Genomic DNA, 581 nt, shown 5'->3' on the forward strand with positions numbered 1-581 from the left:
ACTGGAGTGCGAGGCAATTCAGGCAGGGAAAAGCGAGTATAAATAGAAAGCTCCCACCAATTTTACAGCGGCTATCCTTTTCTCAGTCAGAATGGTTAAAGGTCGTTACTCAGCTAGAATCTAAGCGTGTGTTTTACATAGCGTCACGCGACACTCTGAACCGCTTCAAACCTTGCTTGAATAGACAAAGGGTGCACGCCTTTCAAATTGAGTGAACCTAATGAACTCAGCATTTGATATGCGTATCTCACGATTGCCTTGTCACGCCTTATTAATTCTTCATTTCGCATTTTTCGTCATAATATCCAACAAAACCATCAGTAAGTTCATGAGTGATGGTTATGTAGGCTGAAAATAAGGGTAGGGCAACGAGTTGCTGGTCAATATTCTTTATGGTGCCTGTCCTTATTCTTTTTATTCTTTCTGGGTTTGCAACCGCAACGGCAATAGTGTCCTTGCGGCAATAGTGTCCTTGTGTACATCTAGCCCAATGTAAGCAGAGTAGTTGACGGATTTCATATTGATGACCTCCAAAAATGCACCATAGGTGAGTCTTAGTATATAAGGTCATACCATCTGGC

General features: G+C 42.2%; 1 protein-coding gene. It reads right to left on the minus strand.

Features of this window, described 5'->3' with window-relative positions:
* Positions 1-271 precede the first annotated feature (271 nt).
* Positions 272-581: hypothetical protein (locus tag QTN94_RS20360; RefSeq protein ID WP_331428685.1), on the minus strand; the 310-nt coding region annotated here is incomplete at its 5' end.

Origin of the sequence: Vibrio sp. M250220, assembly GCF_036533795.1 — a bacterium.
Classification (GTDB): Bacteria; Pseudomonadota; Gammaproteobacteria; order Enterobacterales; family Vibrionaceae; genus Vibrio.